We start from the raw sequence: 23,152 nt of genomic DNA, 5'->3' as shown, positions 1-23,152 counted from the left end.
TTATCTCTCCTTCAAAATTGTTTCCAGAATCGCCATACGAACAAATACGCCGTTCCGAATTTGATGGAAAATTCTTGAACGTTCACATTCCACTAATTCTGAGGCAATTTCCACTCCCCGGTTGACCGGTGCGGGATGCATGATGATGGCATGGTCTTTCATCTGCTTTTCCCGTTCAATCGTCAGCCCGTATTCTTGATGATAACTTTCTTTTGAGAAAGGTACGTCATGCCGTTCATGCTGAATTCGGAGCAACATGATTACATCGCTTTCTTCCAGCAGACCGTCCCAAGAGTGCTGCGCCTCAAATTTGCCTGCCCATTCCGGCGGACAAAGGAAATTCACTTTCACTCCAAGCCGGCTCAACGCAATCGCATTGGATTTGGCTACCCGGCTATGGGAAACATCGCCAACAATTGTGACAGTCAATCCTTCAAACCGGCCGAATTCCTTATAAATCGTGTATAAATCCAATAAACTTTGGGATGGATGCTGCCCGGTTCCATCGCCGGCGTTTATGACACTGACATTGATTCCTTCAAGCAATTCGCGATAATACTCATCTTCTTTGGCGCGGATCACTACCGCATCAAGGCCGATCATTTCCAAGGTTTTCACTGTGTCGTACAATGTTTCCCCTTTTAACATGCTTGAAAATCCGGCTTCAAATGGAATGACGGTACAACCGATTTTTCTTTCCGCCATTTCGAAACTGGTTTTCGTGCGGGTGCTCGGTTCAAAGAATAGATTGGCCACATAATAGGAGCGGTCCAACTTTGGTTCAGCACCGTTTTCAAACTCCCTTGCCCTTTCTAAAATTGCCATTACTTCATCGTTAGTTAAATGTTCCATTGAAAGTAGATTCTTCATGTCAATTTCCTCCTATACGAATTAAAAGGCTTAGGAGGGATGACAAGTATGCGCTTGCCATTCGTCTCCTTTTTTGCCTCACTGGACAAATCTTAAAGGATTGATGGATTACTTTATTCAAATTCTTCTATATTTTTATCTCTGCCTGGAAGAACCAAGTTTAGGATTACACCGATAATCGCCGCAAGTGCCATACCTTCAATCGAAAACGTTTCGGAGAACCGGATGGCCGCACCGCCGATTCCAACTACCAGAATGACTGAAGCGATGACCATGTTGCGGTTTTTGCCGAAATCCACTTTATTATCAACAATCATGCGGAGACCGCTGGAGGCGATAATACCGAACAATAAGATGGAAATGCCGCCAAGTACGGATGTCGGAATTGTTTGTACGAGCGCCATCGCTTTTCCAAAGAATGAAAGCAAGATGGCGATACAAGCTGCTCCCATTATCACATACACCGAATACACTTTTGTAATCCCTAATACACCGATATTTTCACCGTAAGTCGTTTTTGGAGGACCACCGATTAACGCACTGACAAATGTTCCAAGTCCGTCCCCAAGGATGGAACGGTGCAATCCTGGATCTTTAATATAATTCCGTTCAACGATTTTTCCTAAAACCAATTGGTGTCCGATATGTTCTGAAATCGTTACGATAACGATTGGAACCATTGCCAATAAAATGTTTGTCGTTACATGAAACTCATAATGGACGCCAGGGATTAAAAAGTCCGGCAAAGCGAACCATGATGCTTCTTTCACTTTTGTAAAATCCACGATACCAATGATTGCGGAATATATGTATCCAACGACCAGCCCTAAAAGGATCGGCATCGCGCTAAGAATATTTTTAAAGTACACATTGAAAATAATCGCCGCAAACAAAGTCACCAAAGCTGCGGAAAAATGCCAACCGCTATATTGTTTTACCAGTTCCGTTTCACCTGTATCAGGATTCAATTGCTCAACGGAAATATTCATTGCCATGTCCACCGCTGTACCTGCAAGTCCAAGTCCGATTACCATGATGACCGGACCAACCACAACAGCCGGCAATAATCTCATAATCCACTTGTAACCACTTTTATAAATCAGTAAAGAAACGACGGCATAAACCAAACCGACTGCCATTGCACCAATCATGGCGTTTCCAGGATGTACTGCGGCGCCTTCCGGATCCAATCCCCCGGATACCAACAGCATCGGTGTAATAAAAGCAAAGGATGAACCCAAATAAGCGGGCACTTTAAATTGTGTTACAAGCAAAAAGATGATTGTAGCAATACCACTTGTTAAAAGCGCAATCGCCGGGCTCAATCCAACCAATTGCGGCACTAAAATCGTTGAACCAAACATTGCAAACATGTGCTGAAAACTTAATGTGATTAACTGTCCACCAGGCGGCTTTTCATGAATATCAATAACTTTGTTTGTCATATTGTTACCCCTCTATCTGTTTAATTTGTTTTGTGTAAAGTTACCTGATCTTTCCCATCTACTTCTGTGACTTGAACAACGATTCTCTCTGAACTTGATGTCGGAATGTTCTTTCCTACATAATCTGCGCGAATCGGCAACTCTCTATGTCCTCTATCGATTAATACCGCCAATTGAATTTGGGCTGGCCGTCCCAAATCCATCACAGCATCCAAAGCCGCCCTAACAGTTCTTCCTGTATAAAGCACATCATCCACAAGCACAATCTTTTGATCGTTCACAACATAATCAATATCCACTTGTTGAACTTTCGGCTCGTCACCAACAAATTTTGTGGATAAATCATCGCGGTATAATGTAATGTCCAACTCGCCGGTGCGAACCTTTTTCCCTTCAATTTTTTCGATCTTCTCAGCCAATCTCCTCGCGAGATAGGTTCCGCGGGTTCTTATGCCTACCAGAATGACTTTATCGATCCCTTTATTGCGCTCAATAATTTCGTGAGCAATTCTTGTGAGCGCCCTGTTCATGGCCTGGGCATCCAACAATTCTGTCACTTCGGCCATTTTCGAATTCCTCCTTTTCCCAAGAGTATTTTTTACGGGCATAAAAAAACCCCCTAAGCGTCTGCTTAAGAGGTTGAAATTACAGTAAAATATTATGTTGGTATAATAATTCTTTGCGTATGAAGATACAGTATACCCATTCTTATAAAACTGGAAAAATATGATAGGGTATAAACTTCTTCACCAACATATCTTTTACCTTTTCAGCCTCTCTGGACTGCCATTAAAGGTATTTCCTATTTAATTTTTTACTGTTGTAAAGTATAGAACTAATTATCTCCCAAGTCAACCTTCTTTTCTTAATTGTTCAAGTAAGTTCACAAAATCATCCGGCAATGGCACTTCAAATTCCAGATATTCCTTCGTTCTGGGATGAACAAATCCCAAAACCCCCGCATGCAATGCCTGTCCGCCAAAATCGATGGTTTTCTTCGGACCATATTTCGGGTCTCCCACCAAAGGATAACCGATATATTTCATATGAACGCGAATTTGGTGGGTGCGGCCTGTTTCCAATCGGCACTCCACCAGCGTATATTTACCGCCGATCCGTTCAATTACTTCGAAGTGGGTAATGGCTTCTTTTCCATTATCTACCACCGTCTGTTTTTGGCGATCTTTCGGATCCCGGCCGATTGGTGCATCAATGGTCCCCTTATTATGGGGAATATGTCCATGAACTAATGCGGTATATTTTCTTTTCACCGTTTTATTCATCAACTGTTCGACAAGACCGTTATGGGCCATGTCATTTTTGGCAACCATCAACAATCCTGAAGTATCTTTATCGATGCGGTGAACAATTCCCGGGCGAAGGATGCCATTAATTCCGGATAAATCTTTGCAATGATACATCAATCCATTCACCAATGTCCCTGTCATATGCCCTGGAGCAGGGTGAACCACCATTCCCTTTGGCTTGTTCACCACTATGACATCCGAATCCTCATACACAATATCCAAGTCTATATTTTCAGGGATGACTTCCAGTTCTTCCGGTTCAGGAACTTCGACTTCGACAACGTCCCCTTCTTTGACTTTATATTTGGCCTTTACTTCCTTGCCATTTACCGTTACAAGGCCATCTTCAATCCAGTTGGAAATTTGTGTCCGGGACCATTCCCCTTGAATTGTAGATAACGCTTTATCAAGCCGTTCTCCTGCGTATGCTGCTTCAATCGTGATTGTTACTGTCATTGTTCCACCTTTTTCTTTCCGTTTTGATCTTCCTTAAACAATGCAATGATTAGCATGATGACTGAAATCGTCAACGCTGCATCGGCAACATTAAAAATTGGAAAATCATAATTGATGATCGGAATGAACACATCAATAAAATCAACAACTTCTCCGCGGAAAACCCGATCAATAAAGTTGCCAATCGCCCCGCCCAATAAAATCATTAAGCTGATGCCTAGCAATGGCTTATTTTTCCCTTCTTTATGAAAATAATAAATTACCGCAATCACCACAATGAGTGTAACCAGATAAAAGATCCACATTTGCCCTTGGAGCATTCCCCAGGCAGCCCCCCGGTTCCGGTGGCTTAAGATGCCAAGCCAAGGATCCCAAATTGCGATTCGATCCCCTACTTCCATATTTTTTACGATAAACCATTTTGTAAGCTGATCCATTATAATGACGAAAAGTGCTAAACTGTAGTATTTAAACACATTCTTTCCCCCGTTTGCCTATATATCTCCATTATTCTAACATATTCCTTCAATTAATACAGAAAATCTTCTCTTTCTTATGTAAGGGTCATGGGATGCATATCCTGTTCTTTGCAGAAGATAGGGTTTTTTGTTTGATGAGAACCCTTTAGTGCAGATGAATATCCCTTTGGTGCGGTTGAGAATCCCTTTAGTGTAGATGGATTCCCCTTTGGTGTGGATGAGAGCTCCTTTGGTGCAGATGGACATGCCTTTGGTGCGGTTGAGAACCCCTTTAGTGCAGATGCATCCCTTATTTGTTATTACTTTGTTTTCTTGCCAATTCCAACTGATCAAAAAAAAAAAAAAACGCCCTTGAATTGCAATCGCAAATTCAAGGGCGGCAAGAACATTATTCGTAATGATTGATCACAATTTCAGCGCAGCGGGAACATAATGTCGGATGTTTTTCGTTTTGGCCGACCGTTTCAGAGTAAGACCAGCAGCGCTCGCATTTTTCCCCATCCGCTTTTTCTACAGCGATGGATGTTTTTTCTAATGCAATCGCATTTTCAGGGGCATCTTTTCTGCTTCCGGCAACCACAAATTGAGATACAAGGGAAATTTGTTTGAAATCGACTTTTTCATCATTCAATAATGACAATACTTCTTCATCATCTGTATAAACCACCACTTTGGCATCCAATGGTTTACCGATGACTTTTTCATTACGCGCTTCTTCAAGGGCTTTAAGCACTTCATCGCGGATGTCCATCACTTTACTCCATTTTTCTTTGAGTTCTTTAAAGTTGCTGCGTTCATCCACTTCCGGGAAGTCTGTCAATTGTACAGACGGCTCTTCCTCATTTAAATAAGACCACAATTCATCCGTTGTATGCGGAAGGATCGGTGTCAAGATTTTCAACAATGTGAGCAAGCAATCGTACATCACTGATTGCATCGCACGGCGAGCTGGATTGTTTGGCGCTTCGATATAAACGACGTCTTTTGCCACATCCAAATAGAATGCAGACAATTCAACAGAAACGAAGTTGTTGATGGAATGGTAAACCGCAGAGAAGTCATACCGGTCATAAGCGGCGCGCACTTGTTTCAATACTTCCTGCAAGCGCATGTACATATATTGATCCACTTCTCGTAAGTTTTCATATGGTACACGGTCTCTTTTCGGATCAAAATCAAATAAATTTCCGTGTAAATAACGAAGCGTATTCCGGATTTTACGGTATACTTCGGAAATTTGTTTCAATAAATCCACCGAAATGCGCACATCGCCTGTATAGTCCACAGAAGCCACCCACAAACGGAGAATGTCCGCACCATACTGTTTCATTACTTGTTCAGGAACAATGACATTTCCAAGAGATTTACTCATTTTACGTCCTTCGCCATCAAGAACGAAGCCGTGGGACAGAATGCCTTTATATGGTGCAAAGCCGTTGATGGCAACCGATGTAATCAAAGATGAGTTGAACCATCCACGATATTGGTCGGAACCTTCCAAATAAAGGTCGGCAGGATATTTCATGCCCCGTTCCACAAGCACGCCTTGATGAGTGGAACCGGAGTCGAACCAAACGTCCATAATGTCTTTTTCTTTCGTGAATTTTCCATTCGGGCTTCCTGGATGCGTGAAACCTTCAGGCAATAAATCTTTCGCTTCTCTTTCAAACCAGATATTGGAACCGTGTTCACGGAATAAATTGGCCACATGAGCAATCGTTTCCGGCGTAATAATCTCCTCGCCATTTTCAGCATAGAATACCGGAATTGGCACACCCCAAGCCCGTTGACGGGAAATGCACCAGTCTCCGCGGTCACGGATCATGTTGTAAAGGCGGATTTTACCCCAGCTAGGAGTAAATGTTGTATTTTCAATCGCTTCCAATAACTGATCACGGAACGGCTCGATTGAACAGAACCATTGCGGCGTTGCACGGAAAATCACCGGTTTTTTCGTACGCCAGTCATGTGGATAGGAGTGCGTAAAGAAATTTAATTTTAATAAAGCTCCGACCTCTTTTAATTTTTCAGTCACCACTTTATTGGCATCATCATAGAACATGCCTTCAAATCCTGGGGCTTCATTTGTATAGCAGCCCCGGTCATCGATTGGGCTCAATACATCCAAACCGTATTTTTTCCCTACGATATAGTCGTCTTCCCCGTGGCCGGGCGCTGTGTGAACGCATCCGGTACCTGCATCCAATGTGACGTGTTCCCCTACCATGACTAAAGAATCGCGGTCATAGAATGGATGTTTCGCCACAATGTATTCCAATTGTTGGCCTTTCACTTCTTGAACGATTTCAACTTGTTCCCATCCAATTTCTTTTGAAACATTTTCAATCAATTCTTTTGCAATGATATATAAGTTGCCATCCACTTTCACAACGGCATAAGTAAATTCAGGGTTGACGGAAATTCCTAAGTTGGCCGGAATTGTCCAAGGGGTAGTTGTCCAGATGATGAATTTTGCATTTTCAGGAACAACACCTTTTGCGTCTTTGATTTCAAAGCTCACGTAAATGGAAGGTGATTTCACATCTTTATATTCAATTTCCGCTTCCGCCAATGCAGACTCGGAAGAAGGAGACCAGTAAACAGGTTTCAACCCTTTGTAAATGTACCCTTTCTCCGCCATGCGGCCGAACACTTCAATTTGGCGGGCTTCGAATTCAGGTTTTAATGTAATGTAAGGATTTTCCCAATCACCACGTACGCCTAAACGCTTGAATTGGGCCTTTTGATTTTCGATTTGTTCGTAGGCATATTCTTCGCAAAGTTTGCGGAATTCGGCAACCGACATTTCTTTGCGGTTCACGCCTTTTTTCGTCAAAGCATGCTCGATCGGAAGTCCGTGGGTATCCCAACCAGGAATATAAGGAACATGGTATCCTGTCATGGAACGGTGGCGGTTGATCATATCTTTGATGATTTTATTCAATGCGTGGCCGATATGAATATCTCCGTTGGCATATGGAGGGCCATCATGCAATACGAATTCCGGACGGCCTTTCGTACGCTCCAACACCAGCTTGTTAATATCCATTTCCGCCCATTTTGCTTGGATTTTTGGTTCGTTGACCGGCAGATTTCCTCTCATCGGAAAATCGGTTTTCGGCATTAATAACGTATCTTTGTACTCTACCATTGAATTTCCTCCTTCTAAAATTTTGACACTTTTTAAAATCCTTTTTTAACTGCATAAAGGAATAGGCAAAAAAGAATTTCCCCCAAAATAAAAAAAGTTTCTCTATCCCTTAGGGACGAGAAACGATTACCCGTGGTACCACCCTTGTTCACAACGCCGAAAAAGGAAAAGCTCCGACGCTGCCTCATGACACTGTAACGTCGTGTGGACGAAATCACTTACTTTCCTTTCAGTGATTTGGCTCGGGAGTGATTTTCTTTTTTGCCGCTTGTTCGAGCTTCCACCGTCCTCGAATCGCTATATGACCGCCAGCAAAAAATACTCTCTCCTTCAACACCTGTCAGCCGCTTGTATTAAATTTCTGTGTATCAGTATATGAAAATCATGGGAGTCAGTCAAGTAGTAAGAAAATTGTTACAATTTTTCCTGCTCAGTCGCACTTTTTCTATAATATTCTTCATCGTCATCCTGCTTGAATTGCTCTTGTATTTCCGTAAGGCCCACATCATACTCCATTAAATGATCCCAATCATCGGAATTCAGCAAGTCCAATTGGGCTTCCACCAACATTTTGAAACGGTTGCGGAATACTTTGGACTGTTTTTTCAAAGCGTCGATTTCAATCGTAATTTTGCGCGCTTTGGCCAACGCTTCATTCACAATGCGGTCCGCATTTTTTTCCGCTTCCTTAATGATGAGCTTTGCCTCTTGCTGGGCATTTCTGCGCACTTCTTCCGCAGCCTCTTGTGCAACGACAATGGATTTTTGGAGCGTTTCTTCCATCGTATTGAAGTGTTCCATTTGTTCCGTCATTTGTTTCACTTTATCTTCCAGCTCTTTTTTCTCCCGGAGCAAGAGCTCATAATCTTTAATAATCTGGTCCAAAAATTCATTGACCTCGTCTTCCGCATAGCCTCGGAAAGACCTCGTAAATTCTTTATTATGTATATCAAGAGGTGATAGTGGCATCGTTTCGCACTCCTTTAATCAAAAATATAGGCATATTCCTATTATACCCATCAATGTTGTTCTTGACAGTAAATTTTTTTATACAATTCACTTTCTCTCGATTTGACTGATGACTAATCGGATCTTCTCCTTCTTCGTTCGCCCTTCGATTCCATCAATTTTGAAACGTCCATATCCCCGGCAGGAGACCAAATCACCCTCTTGCAGTTCAAAAGCCGTTTCTTCGCAAAGGGCAAAGTTCACTTTTACTTTGCTTCCCCGGATCAAGTTTTGGGATTTTTGCCTCGAAAGATTAAAACTGCTTGATAAAACCGCATCCAGTCTCATGGAAGATACCGTCAGCCGTTGCTCCTTCCATTCCCCTTGCGGAGGAATCAGTTGATCCATGTTTTCAAGTTCTTGGATCCGGACATGAATTTTTCCCACTTTTTTTAAGTTTGTTTTTACATACGAGGCGATTTCCGATGTACAGGCAAACTGGATCGTTTCCTCGGCAATGCGGATATCACCGAAGTGTTTCCGGTCAATTCCAAGGGAAAGCAATGCACCTAACACATCCGGATGCTTCAATTGGACAAACTTGGATGGAAAGGTCAACTGTAAAACGGTAATGTCGTAATCTTCCATTGTCGGAATAAAATAAGAAGGAGCGATATAAACCCTTTTCCTCTCCGCTTCCTGAAACATTCCTTCGCCATAAACGGATAGTCCGTCATGATTGCCCACAATGGACTGAACAATATGAAGTTCCCGTGGATCCAAAAAAGCGGTCAATTTAGGGGCGTAGCGATCTTCCACTTCTTTTTTCCACTCGATGACCCTTTCAATAAAAGGATGCTCATCTTTGCGAAAATGTTGCATAATATTTTGCATGGCGTCAACTCTCTCAGTACATTTTCTTACAACCGGCACATGAATATTCAAGTAAAATCGGAACATTATATAAAATGGATGTGACTCCCCATTGAGCCGCATCCATTTAATAAAATAGCATATGCAACAAATTATAAATTCCCTGCTCGATAAATGTCAGCACAATTAAAGCGATAATCGGAGAAAAATCGATCATTCCAATTGGAGGAATGAATTTACGGAAAAATCCCAAATAAGGTTCGCACAATTTTTCCAAAAATTGTCCCAAAGCTGTATCCCTGGATGCAGGTATCCATGACATTAAAATGTAAATGATCAACATTAGCGTATAAATTCTGAAAGCAAAAGATATAATATCTGTTATGTCCATAGATTCTTTATTACCTCACTATTTTCATATATCGTCATAAAAGTATCCGGATATTTCGCCTTGCACTTCCACGTTGTCCGGTGTGCATAGGAAGATGTTATCACCGATACGTTGAATATCTCCACCTAAAGCATAGACGGTTCCGCTCAAAAAATCAATAATTCGCAATCCTGCTTCACGGTCAATCCGCTGAAGATTGACGATGATGGCACGTTTATTTTTCAAATGTTCAGAGATGTCCTGCGCTTCTGCATACACTCTTGGTTCAACAATGACGACTTTGGCATTTTTCAAAGCATTGGCCGATTGAATGTTGATGACATTCAACGTTTTTTCTTCGCCATGGCTATTGACGATTTTTTTCGTTGTTTTTCTTGTTACAGTCTCTTGCGGCAATGCGACCGGTTCATTCATTGATGGTTGAACTTGCTCTTCTTCTTCTTCCAAGTAAAAGAAATTTTTTATTTTGCTGAACATGCCCATCTTTCCAACCTCCTATCCAACAAGAGCTGTTCCGATCCGAATAAATGTGGCCCCTTCTTCAATCGCAATCTCGTAATCGTTGGACATACCCATCGATAATTCTTGACAAGGTGCGTAGGGCAAATTTAAATTTGCAATCTCTTGTTGTAATTCTTTCAATCCACGAAAGACTTTCCGAATCACTTCTTTGTCATCCGTATTTGGCGCCATCGTCATTAAACCGACAACCTGAATCTTGCTGAACTTTTCCAAAGATTGAATAAATGGTATCACTTCTTCCTTGCTTAAACCATGTTTGGATTCTTCGCCGGATACATTGACTTGAACAAAACATTTTACCGGGTTTACAGCCCGCTTCTCAATTTCTTCCGCCAAGCTCATACGGTCCAAAGAGTGCAAATAATCGATTTCATTGATGACTTTTTTTACTTTTCTTGATTGCAAAGTGCCAATATAATGCCAGATGGCTTGATCTTGAATCGCTTCTTTTTTTGCGAGCAACCCTTCCGGACGATTTTCTCCGAGATGGATGATGCCGGCTTCCAATGCTTCTTTTGTTCGTTCAACCGAAACTTGTTTTGTTACCGCGATTATTTGAATATGATCATCTTTTCGATGTGCCCTTGTTTTTGCGTCTTCTATTCTTTGCTGTATAATTTCCAAGTTTTCCCGAATGCTAGCCATATTAAATCCCATCTTTTCTTTACAACAATAGTTTCTTTCATTTTATCAATCAACTCTCGATTTTTCAATGAAATAGCGGAATTAAGAAATACCTTTAACTAAAATGACATCTTTCCCAATCACTAAAATATCACTGATCAGCACTTTTTGGATTGCCTCTTCTCCTTGGAAAAAGTTGAATAGTTTTTTCGGTTCCGCTACAAGAAAAGCTGTGATCATGCCCGTTTGTTCACATACTTCCGCATCGATAATGTACCCGATAAACCGTCCGCTTCCCGCTTCAATGATTTCTTTTTGCTGCACTTCTGAAAACTTCAAGGGAATCTCCTTTCAACCAGACTATATTCTCAGTTATCACTAAATCTGATCAATTCATGAGAACAATCATAAAATTTCACAATTTCTCTAATCATTCACCCATAAAAAGACAGCTAAACCAATCGGAAAATGTATACGTTTAATTAAAAAAGCGTCAAAGGCAGTGAGTTTCATTCTATTTTATGTTTCACAACCTTATTTGACCTCTTGCGGTTCTTCCTCTTTTAAAAATAAAAACGCACTTGTGAAAGTGCGTTGGATTAGACGGAGCAAAACATTATCCAAATTTATAGTCCTTTTGCATTGTCTCAATGGCATTTTTTTCAAGTCTAGAAATTTGGGCTTGTGATATTCCGAGGGATTTTGCGATTTCTGTTTGTGTTTCGCCGTAGTAAAACCGTTTAGCGAGAATTAATTGTTGGCGTTCATCCAACTTTTGAATACTTTCCTTTACGCTTACATATGCAACCCATTGATCTTCCGACACATCTTCATCCCTCAATTGGTCCATGATGTAGACAGCGTCTCCGCCGTCAGAATAAATCGGCTCCTGAAGGGAAAGAGGATCTTGAATCGCATCCAAAGCATAGAGCACGTCTTCTTTTTTCATATCAATCATTTCGGCAATTTGTTCAATGGATGGTTCATATAAATTTTCTGAAATGAATTTTTCTTTTGCCTGCATCGCTTTATAAGCAATATCTCTCAAGGATCTTGATACGCGAAGGGCATGATGGTCCCTTAAATGTCTGCGTATTTCTCCAATTATCATCGGTACAGCATATGTCGAAAATCGTACATTATGTTTTAAATCGAAATGGTCGATGGCTTTCAATAATCCGATACATCCAACTTGGAACAAGTCATCCGCTTGTTCTCCCCGATAAGAGAATCTGCCTACAATGCTCAACACGAGCCGCAGATTGCAGATCACCAATTGTTCTCTTACGGATGTATCACCATTTTTTAGACGGACAAACAACTCTCTCATTTCTTCATGTTTTAATACCGGCAAAGAAGCAGTATCAACACCGCAAAGCTCGACTTTTGTACGCACCATCTTCTTTTCCTCCAGACTTTTATCTCTTGGATTGTTTTTTAAGTTTGTCCGAAAAGGAAAAGAATATGCGTGCGTTGAGCGTCCAATTTCAACCAATTCCTTATGAGATTGGTTGGTTCAAGGATTCTCTCAACTCAGATATAATTTTCTTTTCTAATCGGGAAATATAGGATTGGGATATTCCCAAGTGATCCGCCACTTCTTTCTGCGTCATTTCCTTTTTGCCGTTGAGACCGAACCGGCATTCCATAATATATCTTTCCCGTTCGCTTAATCCGTTGATCGCTTCAAACATCGATGCACGCTCAATTTTCTTTTCAACATCATTCATAATAATTTCTTCATCCGTGCCTAAAATATCTGATAATAGGAGTTCATTACCATCAGGATCCGAGTTCAATGGTTCATCTAAAGAGACTTCGCCTTTCATACGACTTGTCTTTCGCAAGTGCATCAAAATCTCATTTTCGATGCATCGGGAAGCATATGTGGCAAGTTTGATATTTTTTTCTTTATTGTATGTTTCGATGGCTTTGATTAATCCGATAGAGCCGATGCTGATCAAATCCTCAATTGGCGTGCCGGTGTTATCGAAACGTCTCGCAATATAAACAACAAGACGCAAGTTTCTTTCAATCAATGTATCACGCGCTTTCATATCACCATTCATAAATGCTTCAATTACAGACATTTCTTCTTCTCTGGACAATGGTACTGGCAATGAATCATGACCTCCTATATAGTATGTTTTTTTAGTACGAAACTTACTGAATATTTTCAAAAGAAGCTCTTTTAGTCTTTCAAACAACCATTCTCCCCCTTTATGAATTAGTTCAACGCTAAAACGTGGAGTATCATTTGTGCATTCTGCGGAAACCGGGCATCGTGTCGGGTAAATACCACATATTCTTCCAATATTTCCTTCTTTATGTTTCCGTAAAGAATCAGACGTTCAAAGCGAAAGGCAAGAGCGGTTGACGTTTCTTTTTGTACCGTTGACAACTTCAAAATTCTGATTTTAGGGTACATAAAGTCAGGAAACATTGTTAGTTGATAAGGATTCTTTTCGTCCCACGAAAGCAATCCCTCTTTTAACTCTTTCGGCAGTTTCTCTTCCACCGCCTGATACGATAAGAAATGAACCGGTTTGCCGCTGATCGGCTCCACACATTCATTTCCCGTATCAATGAATCCTTTCAACGAATACGATTTTTGGAAGAGCTCCAATTCGCAATCAACAACGAATGATTGCTGCAACCTCTCCTTTGTCATATTTCTCCATTTCGAATGAATAAAAGTTAAACTGAGAACAGCGATACTTAAACAAAAGATAAAAAAAATGAGATCGGATTGCCTGAGCAGGAAGGGCAATAAACTGGTCAAAAGCCCTCCCAGAAAAAAGGTGGCCACAAGCAGCACTGTGCCCTGTTTCAGCAAGGTTTGAATCCGAAAGGAGAAAGCGAGTCCAATTAGAAGAACAAAACTTGCAAGAGCCCCTATAAAAGATTGATAGAGAATTGATGACACGAGTCCGCTAATGAATGCACTGAACAACAACCTTCGTTTTTTTACATACAATCCCGTTATTTCCTTCGTAAACTTTAATAGGAAGTAATTAAATAACGTATTGTATAGTACGAGCAATTCTCCAATCATTTTAGCGTCCTCCTATTGATAGATTAACACTACCCTCATGTAGAAAATGTCAAAACGTCGGAGCTAATCCGGAGTTTTTATTGACAAAATATTGCATGGAACGGGAAATTATGCATAAAAAAAGAACTATCCGGAAAGATTTTCATCTTTACCGGATAGTTCATTCATAATTTGAATCAGAATACCGAAAAGCTCCGTTAAAAGAAATGTCGATTTTTTCGTTTTTTTGTAACAATATTTCCTTCACTGCTTTTATTGATTTCGGTGGCGACGGTTTCTTAAGAATGTCGGAATGTCTAATAGATCTTCTTGTTGGTTGCGGTAATATTCCTGTTGTTGCTGCGGCTCGATATTTCGTTCGCGCACAGGAGATTGCTGGGTTTGTCCAGCGTTTGCTTGCGTGCTGCGCGCATTGATGGACGTTCTTGCACTTTGGGCTGCCTGAGGTGCGGCATCATCGAAGCCAGTTGCGATTACGGTTACGATAATTTCATCATTCAAGTTTTCGTTAATGACTGAACCGAAAATCATATTCACTTCTTCATCAGAAGCGGAAGCAACAATATCCGCAGCCTCCTGAACTTCAAACAGGCTCAAGTTTGTACCGCCGGTGATGTTCATGATGACCCCTTTCGCACCATCAATGGACGTTTCAAGAAGCGGACTGGAAATCGCTTTTTTCGCAGCCTCTGTTGCACGGTTTTCACCGGAAGCGATACCGATACCCATCAGTGCTGAACCTTTGTTTGACATGATGGTTTTCACATCTGCGAAATCCAGGTTGATGAGACCTGGTGTGGCAATCAAGTCGGAAATCCCTTGTACACCTTGGCGCAATACGTTGTCAGCTTCGCGGAAAGCTTCAAGCATTGGAGTGCTTTTATCAACGATCTGCAACAGTTTATCGTTCGGAATGACGATCAATGTATCCACCGCTTCTTTCATCGCAGCAATTCCACTGATCGCCTGTGTTTGTCTCTTCTTTCCTTCAAAAGAAAATGGCCTTGTCACAACCCCAACAGTTAAAGCTCCCATATCCTTTGCGATTTGTGAAATGATTGGTGCGGCACCTGTTCCAGTTCCTCCACCCATGCCTGCAGTGACAAACACCATATCGGCTCCACGTACAACTTCTTCAATCTGTTCTCTGCTTTCTTCAGCAGCCTTTTTTCCAATTTCAGGATTTGCCCCTGCACCTAATCCACGAGTCAGTTTACTACCAATCTGCAATTTTATTTCCGCTTTTGAGAGATTTAAAGCTTGAGCATCTGTATTTACAGCAATAAATTCAACACCTTGAACGCCATGTTCAATCATTCGGTTAACAGCATTATTTCCACCACCGCCAACACCAATGACTTTGATTTTGGCTAGTTGGTCAATATTCGTATCAAATTCTAACATTCTTTCTCCTCCTACCACACTAGTCTAAGATTTTGGTTTTTTTCTTTTCATTATTCAAAAAATTTGTCAAATAGTCGTTTGGCTTTATCAAAGACGCTTGTTTTATTTTCGTTATCAGCTTTTTCAGATGCATGAGATTGTTTTTTAGGAGGAGTAGTAACTGAACCTACCGCTTGATAAACAGGTGCTTTCGAAACTGGGCTTCTTCCGAAGAATTCATCTTCCATATGCGCGTAACAAATTAAGCCAACAGCGGTTGTATATGATGGATCCCGGACACCTATAAAATCAGGTATATATATTCTTACACGGGTTTGCATCACTTGACGGGCAAGTTGCGCAATCCCTTCCAATGAAGCGACACCACCTGAAAGTACGATTCCACCTGGTAAGTCTCTGACTCCTAAACGGGCTAATTCATCCAAAACAAGTTCAAACAATTCTTCTAAACGTGAACCGATAATTTCCGCAATAAACTTTTGGCTGTACTCTTCTGTTACATCTGTGCCAACAACCGGCACTTCAAACACTTCATCTTCAGAAGCATCCTCATAAAAAGCATGTCCATACTCTCTCTTTATTTTTTCGGCTTGTTCTGTCGGAGTTTTAAGTATGATGGACAAATCTTTTGTAATATGATCCCCTCCAACAGGAACGACTCCCGTATGGGTCAGCAAGCCATCTTCAAAAACGGCGATCGTGGTTGAACCCCCGCCTATATCAATAAATGCAGTACCTTGGTTTTTTTCGTCTTCCGTCAATGCAAAATATCCTGCTGCCAATGGTTGCAAATATATTTCTTTTATATCAAGACCTGCCCGTTCAACGCATCTTAAAACATTGTGCAATAGTGTGCGAGATGTGGTAATCATCGTAGCATCCATTTCCAGTCGGATACCAATCATTCCACGGGGATCTTTGATTTCATCCAGATTATCCACGATAAACTGTTTCGGAATCAAATTGACCAATTCCCGCTCCGGTGGTATCGACATCACTTGGGCAGATTCAAACACTCTTTCCAAATCTTCATCCGTAATTTCCCGATTTTCACTGTTAACTGCAACTACACCTTTTACCGGCTGTAATACTGTTTGATTTGCAGGAATTCCTAACACGACTTCTCTTATCTGTATTCCTGTCATTCGTTCCGCTTGTTCTACAGCTTTTTTTATGGATTGGACGGTTGCATCTATATCAACAATTGTGCCTTTTCTTACTCCGTTCGTTTTGACGTTTCCTACTCCTATCACATGCAACTGGCCGTCTGTCACGTCACCGATCAGCGCTTTTATAGAAGAGGAACCTATATCAAGTGAAATATATATATTTTGATGATTCATTCCACCGCACCTCCTTCGAATGCTACTCCACTCATTCTATTTTAAAATATTATATATGTGTCAGTAAATTTTTCTATAACATCATACATAATAAATTCTACCGTTATTATACAGTTTTTTCATCCTTTTTTACATGTCTGTCTTCCCACTTTTGTATCAAAATTCGTCGAATTATAGCAATATTTTGAAAAAGCCTTACTCCAAATGCAAAAATTGCAGCCAAATACAAGTCCACCCCTAAATGGACGCCCAAAAAAGCGAGTCCAATGGCCAATGCAATATTGAAGAAAAAGCCGGTAATAAATACCTTATCATCGTATACTTGTTGCAAATTGGCTCTTATACCGCCGACAATGGTATCGAGGGCGGCAAGCACGGCAATGGAGAGATAATTTTCATATTCGGAAGGAATTTGAATATCCGTCAGCAATCCCAAAACCAATCCTAATATCAATCCTAAAAATGGTAACCACATAATTAATCCCCTTCACTTTTCAACAAATAACTGTTCGTGAATTCTCCATCATAGGCGCCAATCGTAATTTCTTCTTCCGCCGGATTAATGGTCAACTTCAGATTATCGATGTAAAAATCATCCTGGAACGTTGATGCATATAAATAGCTGTAAAGTTTTTCAGCCTGTTCAAAGGTTTCCGTAATGATCAAAATATCCACATTCGAATTGCTTATTGGAACACTGTTCACCGTGGTTTTTCCATTGATATCCCGAATGGCCGTCGTATGGACAACCCTTTGTCCATCAATTTCGATATATAATCCGTTATATCGGTAGATTTCATTCACAAGGCGGATTAAAAGATCCGGGGATATTGGTTCCACTTTAAATCCGCTGAGAATCAGTTCTTCCGCAGGTTTAATATTTAAGCGCAGTCCAGGACCTGTCACTTCTGAAAGCCCCGCTCTTACCCTCAAATCTTCAACGGTTGATTGCAGGACTTTTCCAAGCTCTTTGCTGTTTTCATCTTCATACTCCGCTTTTATGTTTTTCAGGGAGGCAATTTCGTTCAGGAGCTCCGAATGCAGCTTTTTTTCTTCGGTCAGCTCTTGGCGTATTTCCCAAATGTCTCTCGTGTCACGGGATTCAGGCTTTTTTACTGTGTTATATTGGACTGCGATCATGAATCCTACAACAAAGGAGATTAAAGTAATCCGGATTACTACATTCTTCTCCACCTACCTGCCCCCTTTTACATTTTGATATCTTCCAAACCTTGAATCGTCACGACAATCGAATCATTGATTAATCGTTCGAAAACTCCGCCGGCTATTTTTAAAGAGGAGATTAAAGTATCAGCGTTTCCGATTGCTTCAATTTCGAATGGAGCAGGATATTGTTTTCCGTCGATTGTAATCACTGGACCGTTGCAATGAATATAAGAATTCGGTTTCAAGCGATGACCATTGATGGCGATGGCTTCTGCCCCGGAAATCTTCAATTCATTGATGACCATAAAAATGTGGCTCTCATGGACAATATAATCATTCGGGTTTGTCGATTTCGGATCATAATGGCCATCTTGCAAAGTCACTTTGATTCCTTCGCCATGGGCAGGCAATTCACCAAGTATCAACCTCAGCCTCTCAGCCTCTTCGGCCAATTCCTTGTAATCTTCTTCATTTTCGGTAAAAGACTTCTCATATTCCCGGATCTGGGCTTTCAAATCATTGAGCTCGTCCATTAATTCTTTGTTTCTTTCCTGCTGCTCAATCAGTTCATTCCGGTAAGTATCCTCTTGTTCGATATAACTGGAACGGACTTTTTTATTGTCTTTTGCCAAATTGTAGGAATAACCGATCATGAAACCAGTCACGATGCAAACGAGCAGAAGGATGAAATGCTTTCTCGTAATTTTATTTTGTCTTCGGTTATGGAGTCGATTCATCATGTTCCACATCCTGTTCAACCGATGCATCATCGGATTGTCCGCCAATATTCAATTTCTTATATTCTTCGGAATATGGCTTGAAATATGAACCAACTTCAATATCTATGATCCCCTTTTCATTTTCCGCTGCGTTTTCAATCTGGGCGATAATGGCCGGATAATACTTCAGTTTTTCAGAAAGCGAAGTGATTTCCGCGCGAACCTCATAGCCATCATTCATAAACAACGTAATCGCATAGGGGTCCGTTTCCGTAGCGGTCAAATTAATTTGGGAAATTAATGCCAACACCTCATCATCGAGTTCAGCCAGTTCCTTCAGCACCATTTTTCTTAATTTCTCATCCTCAAAGTTTAAAAAGATGGGTGCGTCAATGGTGGGGACTTCGTCAGATGCTTTATAGACCACACCGTTTTCAAGAATTGGATGAAACTGATGATCTTCAAAAATATAGGCCACCCGGCGGTACTCTTTTACTTGTATTTCCACTGCCGTAAGCAATTTCCGTTTTACCTTCACTTCTTTGACCCAGTCTTCTTTCAATTTCTGTTCAACTTTTGATGCTTTGAATCCCCACAATGAATCGCCGACTTGGAGTCCGGATTTGTTCAAATAATATTCTTCTGTTGCCAGTTCGGCTCCATGTACTGTAATTTTTTGAATATTGCTGTAAGGAGATTGGAAGTAAAGGAGTAAAAATAACGTTCCCAAAAATAGCGAAATGATGACGGCAAACTTGATGTTCGTCCGTCTTCTCCGCTTTTTCTTTAAGGTGGGAATTCGTTCTTCAATATCAATGACTTTGTCCATTTTTACTCCTCCTTTCCATTTAAGTGGCTCGATTCGAAATTGAAACAATCACACCAACGATAAACCAGATAATCATAAGGGATGTACCGCCGTAACTAATGAACGGCAATGTCACACCGGTTACCGGAATGAGCCCGATCACGACTCCGATATTCAAGGCGGCTTGAAAACCGATCATTGCCACAAGAGAGCTGATGGCAAAGAAATCAGAGCTTCTGGTCGATTGCAATGCCAATCCCATTCCGGAATAGATGAATAAACAAAACAATGCGATGATGAAGCATCCGCCCAAAAATCCGATTTCCTCCAGTATGATGGAAAAAATAAAGTCGTTCTGCGGTTCCGGCAAATACAAAAATTTTTGTCTGCTTTGCTGGAAACCATGGCCCAAGAGTCCTGCAGGTCCGATTGCCATCAAAGACTGCACCGCCTGGAAACCGCTGCCCAACGGATCTGACCACGGATCAATGAAAGCTTCAATACGCTTCAATCGATAAGGTGCCGCTGCGATAAGACCGATCAGCCCAATCACCCCAAGGGCGATAAACGCCACATACAGCTTGATTGGATATCTTGCAATAAAAAGCAGGATAAATGAAGATACGACCAGGATAAACACGGAACCGAAATCCGGTTGCAGCATAATCAAAGCACTTGGAATAATGATGAGAAGGAAATGCCGGAGACGGACAACCTGCTCACCACTGGGCACCTTGCTTAATTGATGGCTTAAATACATCAAAGTCGTGATTTTCACCAACTCGGCAGGCTGTACGGTCAAAGGCCCGAGTCCAATCCAGCTTTGGGAACCGTTTCGCTCCAGCCCAATGCCCGGAATCAACACAAGTACCAGCAGTATGAGCGAAAATAGATACAAACTTCTCCATGTTTTTTCCTTGTGGAAAACCGGCATATTGGAGACGGTATAGAACACGATGAGCGCCAGCAGGAGATAAACGGACTGCTTGATGTAAAAAGGAATCTCCCCTTCGTAATGGATCGCACTCCAATATGTACCTGCCGAATAAATGAAAACCACACCTATTATGGAAAGCATAAATGCTGATATGATAAACAGCCTTTTATACGTAAATTTCAGTGAAGGCATCCTTTCCTAAAAATTTTTGCTTCCATACAAGCAATTAAGAAAGTTTCATTGCCGCCTCGATAAATAAATCTCCCCGGACTTCGAAGCTTTTGTATTGATCCCAACTTGCGCAAGCAGGGGATAATAAAATAATATCTCCACTTGCAGACAGCTCCGCAGCCTTTTCGACCGCTTCCTCAATATTCGCAGCAATTTCGCATGTTCCAATATTGCAGGATTTTGCAAATTCGATGAAACGGTGCTTTGTTTCTCCCATTGCAACAACGGCTTTCACATTTTTCATGGCTTCCCGCAATTCTTCAAAGGAATGTCCCCGGTCAAGCCCTCCAGCGATCAATACAATCGGCTGTTGAAAAGCTTCCAAAGCCACCTTGGTTGCCAAGCAATTTGTAGCCTTCGAATCGTTGTAAATCTTGCGCCCTTTCCATTCGCGTACAAATTGGGTGCGATGGCGTACACCAGAGAAGGTTTTCAGCACTTCTTCAATCGCTTCCTTGCCGCATCCGTAAAGGTTGCAAGCGGCAATCGCTGCCAACACGTTTTGCAAATTGTGTTTGCCCGGTAAAGCGATGATCTCCCGTTGCAAGAACGGTTCTCCCTGCCAGTAAATCGTTGTTTCATCTGCGCTGATCCCTTCATCCATCCGGCCTTGTATGCTGAAAGGTATTTTTTTGGCGCGCGATTCTTTCGCCCATTCCACCACTACATCCTGATCTTTATTGAAGATTAAATAATCCTCTTCCGTTTGGTTTTTGGTGATGCCGAATTTCGCTTTCGCGTATTCTTCAAAGGTGCCATGATAATCCAAATGGGCATTGTATAAATTGGTCAGCACCGCAATTTTGGGTTTGAATTGGTCAATCCCCATCAATTGGAAAGAGGATAATTCCGTTACAATCACTTCATCAGCCGCGGCCTTTTCCGCAACGCTGCACGCGACTGTACCGATATTGCCCGCAATTTTCGGATGGCGGCCACCCGCTTTTAACATTTCAAAAATCAATGTCGTTGTTGTCGTTTTCCCGTTTGTTCCGGTAATGCCAATCATCGGCGCTTCGCTGATCAAATAAGCCAGTTCGATTTCCGTAATCACGGGCAATTTACGGGAAAGAGCGTCTTTTACAATTGGATTTGTGTATGGAATTCCAGGATTTTTCACGACAAGTTCAAATTCTTCATCCAAAAGATCTTCCGGATGTCTTCCGCAAATGACTGTGATTCCTTTTTTCAGTAATGATTGGGCATCAGGATTTTCATCGAAAGGTTTTGCATCATTCACCGTCACAAAAGCTCCAAGTTTATGTAAAAGAAGTGATGCAGCCACCCCGCTTTTTGCCAAACCTAAAACTAACACTTTTTTATGTTGAAATTTTGTTGTATGAATCATAAATATGCCTCCGCTATCACAGCAATCATTGCTACTAATAATGCCATTGTCCAAAATACGCCAACCACTTTTCTCTCCGACCATCCTGATAATTCAAAATGGTGATGAATCGGCGCCATTTTAAAAATGCGTTTTCCTCTTGTTTTAAAGCTGATTACTTGAAGGATCACCGATAAAGTTTCAATCACAAAAACAAGCCCTACAACCAGCAGCAGCAATTCTTCCTTCACAATGATGGATACGAGCCCGAGAGCGCCTCCCAATGCAAGGGATCCGGTATCCCCCATGAACACTTTTGCAGGGTTCGCATTGAAAATTAAAAATCCTAACAATGCTCCCGTGACAGCAAAAGTGAATACCGCCACATCCGCTTGTTCATTAAATAGCGCAATCACTCCAAAGGCGCTGAAGGCAATGGATGCAGTGCCGGCCACCAATCCATCCAACCCATCCGTCAAATTGACCGCATTGGAAAAACCGACAAGCCAAAAAATTAAGAAAGCTACATAAAGAATTCCCAGGTCAATCGACCATTCGGTAAACGGGATGCTGATGGAAGTATCGAAAGCCCCCAGTCTTAAAAGCAGGAATGCCAGGATGGAAATAACGATTTGACCGATCAATTTTTGCAAAGAAGTTAATCCCAAATTTCTTTTCAAAACAATTTTGATGCTGTCATCGAGCAGTCCGATTACGCCAAATCCCACCAGTACGAGCAACAGGACGACGGACTGGGTAGTGAATAAATTAAAGATTTTCCCTGCAATGATGGTAGTGGCAATGATGGAGATTAAGAATATCACTCCGCCCATCGTCGGTGTACCCGCTTTTTTCATATGGGATTTTGGGCCTTCTGTGCGAATGCTTTGACCGAATTTCAGTCTTCTTAATATTGGTATGAATATCGGACCTAATATCACTGAAATAATAAAGGATACAGCTAAAATGGTTATTGTTGTTTCGATAGACATGTTAGATCTCCCTCAAAAACTTCTTTCTGAATTGATTTCTACAATATCACAAAATATTACATGGCACCATTAACAAATTGTGGTAGTATTTCATTCCGGGAAT

24 protein-coding genes and 1 other annotated feature are annotated in these 23,152 nt (G+C 41.4%); all 24 genes read right to left on the bottom strand.

What is annotated here, in order from left to right; translation table 11 throughout:
- The 24 genes from NST13_RS00540 to mraY all read right to left on the bottom strand — a co-directional run bounded on the left by NST13_RS00540 (position 1) and on the right by mraY (position 23,049).
- Complete coding sequence (locus NST13_RS00540) at positions 1 to 870, bottom strand: aspartate carbamoyltransferase catalytic subunit (RefSeq protein WP_342469934.1); 870 nt, start codon at positions 868 to 870, stop codon at positions 1 to 3.
- A 113-nt stretch (positions 871 to 983) separates the two neighbouring features.
- Positions 984 to 2,315, bottom strand: a complete 1,332-nt coding sequence (locus NST13_RS00535) for a solute carrier family 23 protein (protein ID WP_342469935.1) — start codon at positions 2,313 to 2,315, stop codon at positions 984 to 986.
- Positions 2,316 to 2,335: 20 nt separating this feature from the next.
- Positions 2,336 to 2,881, bottom strand: a complete 546-nt coding sequence (gene pyrR / locus NST13_RS00530) for a bifunctional pyr operon transcriptional regulator/uracil phosphoribosyltransferase PyrR (RefSeq protein WP_342469936.1) — start codon at positions 2,879 to 2,881, stop codon at positions 2,336 to 2,338.
- 285 nt (positions 2,882 to 3,166) lie between these two features.
- Positions 3,167 to 4,078 carry an RluA family pseudouridine synthase gene (locus tag NST13_RS00525; RefSeq protein WP_342469937.1) on the bottom strand — a complete coding sequence of 304 codons (912 nt, stop codon included), beginning with the start codon at positions 4,076 to 4,078 and terminating at the stop codon, positions 3,167 to 3,169.
- Positions 4,075 to 4,554, bottom strand: a complete 480-nt coding sequence (lspA, locus tag NST13_RS00520; RefSeq protein ID WP_342469938.1) for a signal peptidase II — start codon at positions 4,552 to 4,554, stop codon at positions 4,075 to 4,077. Before lspA ends, NST13_RS00525 begins: the two co-directional genes overlap by 4 nt.
- A gap of 391 nt (positions 4,555 to 4,945) precedes the next feature.
- Positions 4,946 to 7,708 (bottom strand): isoleucine--tRNA ligase, encoded by a 2,763-nt coding sequence (gene ileS, locus NST13_RS00515; RefSeq protein ID WP_342581131.1) that lies wholly within the window; start codon positions 7,706 to 7,708, stop codon positions 4,946 to 4,948.
- 108 nt (positions 7,709 to 7,816) lie between these two features.
- Positions 7,817 to 8,051: a binding site (T-box leader), on the bottom strand.
- Between the two features lie 71 nt (positions 8,052 to 8,122).
- Positions 8,123 to 8,677: a DivIVA domain-containing protein gene (locus NST13_RS00510; RefSeq protein WP_342469940.1), complete on the bottom strand. Its 555-nt coding sequence runs from the start codon at positions 8,675 to 8,677 to the stop codon at positions 8,123 to 8,125.
- Between the two features lie 87 nt (positions 8,678 to 8,764).
- Positions 8,765 to 9,550 carry a YlmH/Sll1252 family protein gene (locus NST13_RS00505; protein ID WP_342581130.1) on the bottom strand — a complete coding sequence of 262 codons (786 nt, stop codon included), beginning with the start codon at positions 9,548 to 9,550 and terminating at the stop codon, positions 8,765 to 8,767.
- A 106-nt stretch (positions 9,551 to 9,656) separates the two neighbouring features.
- A complete protein-coding gene (locus NST13_RS00500) occupies positions 9,657 to 9,920 on the bottom strand; it encodes a YggT family protein (RefSeq protein ID WP_342469942.1) in 264 nt (87 codons plus the stop codon).
- Positions 9,921 to 9,944: 24 nt separating this feature from the next.
- A complete protein-coding gene (locus NST13_RS00495; protein ID WP_342469943.1) occupies positions 9,945 to 10,403 on the bottom strand; it encodes a cell division protein SepF in 459 nt (152 codons plus the stop codon).
- A gap of 12 nt (positions 10,404 to 10,415) precedes the next feature.
- Complete coding sequence (locus tag NST13_RS00490) at positions 10,416 to 11,087, bottom strand: YggS family pyridoxal phosphate-dependent enzyme (protein WP_342581129.1); 672 nt, start codon at positions 11,085 to 11,087, stop codon at positions 10,416 to 10,418.
- An 81-nt stretch (positions 11,088 to 11,168) separates the two neighbouring features.
- Positions 11,169 to 11,405 (bottom strand): YlmC/YmxH family sporulation protein, encoded by a 237-nt coding sequence (locus NST13_RS00485; protein WP_342469945.1) that lies wholly within the window; start codon positions 11,403 to 11,405, stop codon positions 11,169 to 11,171.
- A 277-nt stretch (positions 11,406 to 11,682) separates the two neighbouring features.
- Entirely contained in the window at positions 11,683 to 12,465 is a 783-nt protein-coding gene (sigG, locus tag NST13_RS00480) for an RNA polymerase sporulation sigma factor SigG (RefSeq protein WP_342581128.1), read from the bottom strand.
- A 100-nt stretch (positions 12,466 to 12,565) separates the two neighbouring features.
- On the bottom strand, positions 12,566 to 13,273 hold the full coding sequence (gene sigE / locus NST13_RS00475; protein ID WP_342469947.1) for an RNA polymerase sporulation sigma factor SigE: 708 nt from the start codon (positions 13,271 to 13,273) through the stop codon (positions 12,566 to 12,568).
- A 20-nt stretch (positions 13,274 to 13,293) separates the two neighbouring features.
- Entirely contained in the window at positions 13,294 to 14,121 is an 828-nt protein-coding gene (locus NST13_RS00470) for a sigma-E processing peptidase SpoIIGA (RefSeq protein ID WP_342469948.1), read from the bottom strand.
- Positions 14,122 to 14,373: 252 nt separating this feature from the next.
- Entirely contained in the window at positions 14,374 to 15,525 is a 1,152-nt protein-coding gene (gene ftsZ / locus NST13_RS00465) for a cell division protein FtsZ (protein WP_342469949.1), read from the bottom strand.
- A 50-nt stretch (positions 15,526 to 15,575) separates the two neighbouring features.
- Entirely contained in the window at positions 15,576 to 16,868 is a 1,293-nt protein-coding gene (gene ftsA / locus NST13_RS00460; protein WP_342469950.1) for a cell division protein FtsA, read from the bottom strand.
- 106 nt (positions 16,869 to 16,974) lie between these two features.
- On the bottom strand, positions 16,975 to 17,343 hold the full coding sequence (locus NST13_RS00455; RefSeq protein WP_342581127.1) for a small basic family protein: 369 nt from the start codon (positions 17,341 to 17,343) through the stop codon (positions 16,975 to 16,977).
- A 2-nt stretch (positions 17,344 to 17,345) separates the two neighbouring features.
- Positions 17,346 to 18,062 carry a DUF881 domain-containing protein gene (locus NST13_RS00450; protein ID WP_342581126.1) on the bottom strand — a complete coding sequence of 239 codons (717 nt, stop codon included), beginning with the start codon at positions 18,060 to 18,062 and terminating at the stop codon, positions 17,346 to 17,348.
- A gap of 14 nt (positions 18,063 to 18,076) precedes the next feature.
- On the bottom strand, positions 18,077 to 18,772 hold the full coding sequence (locus NST13_RS00445) for a DUF881 domain-containing protein (protein ID WP_342471163.1): 696 nt from the start codon (positions 18,770 to 18,772) through the stop codon (positions 18,077 to 18,079).
- Entirely contained in the window at positions 18,756 to 19,583 is an 828-nt protein-coding gene (locus tag NST13_RS00440; protein ID WP_342469953.1) for a cell division protein FtsQ/DivIB, read from the bottom strand. Before NST13_RS00440 ends, NST13_RS00445 begins: the two co-directional genes overlap by 17 nt.
- A gap of 19 nt (positions 19,584 to 19,602) precedes the next feature.
- A complete protein-coding gene (gene ftsW / locus NST13_RS00435; RefSeq protein WP_342581125.1) occupies positions 19,603 to 20,691 on the bottom strand; it encodes a putative lipid II flippase FtsW in 1,089 nt (362 codons plus the stop codon).
- Between the two features lie 34 nt (positions 20,692 to 20,725).
- Entirely contained in the window at positions 20,726 to 22,078 is a 1,353-nt protein-coding gene (murD, locus tag NST13_RS00430) for a UDP-N-acetylmuramoyl-L-alanine--D-glutamate ligase (RefSeq protein WP_342581124.1), read from the bottom strand.
- Positions 22,075 to 23,049, bottom strand: a complete 975-nt coding sequence (gene mraY / locus NST13_RS00425; RefSeq protein WP_342469956.1) for a phospho-N-acetylmuramoyl-pentapeptide-transferase — start codon at positions 23,047 to 23,049, stop codon at positions 22,075 to 22,077. The genes murD and mraY overlap by 4 nt, the downstream gene beginning before the upstream one ends.
- Between the last annotated feature and the right edge of the window lie 103 nt (positions 23,050 to 23,152).

Source organism: Ureibacillus sp. FSL W7-1570, assembly GCF_038593265.1.
GTDB classification, from domain to species: Bacteria; Bacillota; Bacilli; order Bacillales_A; family Planococcaceae; genus Ureibacillus; species Ureibacillus suwonensis.
Note: the sequence above shows the minus strand (reverse complement) of the source record. Positions and strands in the feature narration are given on the sequence as shown.